We start from the raw sequence: 1,341 nt of genomic DNA, 5'->3' as shown, positions 1-1,341 counted from the left end.
CAACTATAGAGTCTACCTTTAACTTTTTCTCATCAAGTTTTTTACATCAATTTAACATAATGGTGGTTATGCGAAACTACTTGTTAAAAATCATTATTTTTCAATAAAGTAGTAAATTTATATAATTCAAAACTACCGCAAAAATCCGCTTTGGAAACAAAGCGGATTTTTTTTGAGCAAGTTTGATATCTTTTGCCAATCAGATTGGTTAAAAATTAATCAAAATCTCAACTTTTCCTGATTTCTAAAGGCCTCCATTTCTGAAATTATCCCCATTTCCTGCGGACAAATCTTGGGATAAATACCTGATAAAATCATGTACGTTTTGGCGTACATTCATTCCAGAAAATTGCCAATAGCCATACTCAGCTCAATTTCCTATCATGGACTCAACGAAAACAGGATGTTCCATATAACAACAATAAGATCAGCGACAGGACGCGAGGGATGACAGGAGTTGACCCTAGTACCAAATACGAAAAACCCCGACAGGATGTCGGGGTTTTTTATTGTCATTTGAATAATAATTCAATTAAGCATAAAATATAGACTGTAATCTATATTGTGGTTGTAATATGTGGACAGTCATTACAACGGATCTGTTTAATGAATGGCTTGAACAGCAAGATGAAGCAACACAAGAGAAAGTCTTAGCTGCATTGGTTGTTCTGCAACAGCAAGGGCCTAGTTTAGGTCGTCCTTTAGTCGATACCGTCTACGATTCTAAGTTTACCAATATGAAGGAACTACGTGTTCAGCATCGTGGTAAACCGTTAAGGGCATTTTTTGCATTTGATCCCCTAAGACAAGCGATTGTGCTGTGTATTGGTGATAAGAGTAATAAAAAGCGTTTCTATACAGAGATGCTAGCAATTGCAGATGAGCAATATGCACTTCATCTCTCAACTTTAGGAGATTAATAAGATGGCTAAGACCCTACAAGAATTATTGGCTAGTCGCTCTCCAGAGAGTCAAGCTCGTATTCAAAACATGGCGGATGAACTACTTTTGGAAACTCAGCTTCACCTTATTCGAGAAGAGCTAGAAATTTCCCAAAAAGAACTGGCTGCAACCCTTGGAATCAAACAGCCTTCATTGTCAGCAATCGAAAATCGTGGTCATGATCTTAAAATTTCAACGATGAAAAAATATGTTGAAGCAATGGGCGGAAAACTTCGTATTGATGTAGAGCTTCCAACAGGAAAACATATAGGATTCAATGTCTAATAGACACAAAAATGGAAGCTATAAGCTTCCGTTTTTGTGTTATTCCCAAGTAGAAATGTCCTACCTTAAAACCAAATAGAAATGTCCTATATGGACATTTCCAAGTCAAACACA

2 protein-coding genes are annotated in these 1,341 nt (G+C 36.5%); both read left to right on the top strand.

Annotated elements, in window-relative coordinates; translation table 11 throughout:
• The first annotated feature begins 575 nt into the window (after nucleotides 1-575).
• A complete protein-coding gene (locus CDG56_RS16665; RefSeq protein ID WP_087548450.1) occupies nucleotides 576-920 on the top strand; it encodes a type II toxin-antitoxin system RelE/ParE family toxin in 345 nt (114 codons plus the stop codon).
• 4 nt (nucleotides 921-924) lie between these two features.
• Nucleotides 925-1,227, top strand: a complete 303-nt coding sequence (locus CDG56_RS16660; protein WP_087548449.1) for a helix-turn-helix domain-containing protein — start codon at nucleotides 925-927, stop codon at nucleotides 1,225-1,227.
• Nucleotides 1,228-1,341: the final 114 nt, after the last annotated feature.

The sequence above is a fragment of the Acinetobacter sp. WCHA39 genome, assembly GCF_002165385.1.
Classification (GTDB): Bacteria; Pseudomonadota; Gammaproteobacteria; order Pseudomonadales; family Moraxellaceae; genus Acinetobacter.
Note: the sequence above shows the minus strand (reverse complement) of the source record. Positions and strands in the feature narration are given on the sequence as shown.

Bases quoted from the DNA above. Each gene is read 5' to 3' on its own strand.
- CDG56_RS16665 (WP_087548450.1), top strand. From the start codon at position 576: ATGTGGACAGTCATTACAACGGATCTGTTTAATGAATGGCTTGAACAG.
- CDG56_RS16660 (WP_087548449.1), top strand. From the start codon at position 925: ATGGCTAAGACCCTACAAGAATTATTGGCTAGTCGCTCTCCAGAGAGT.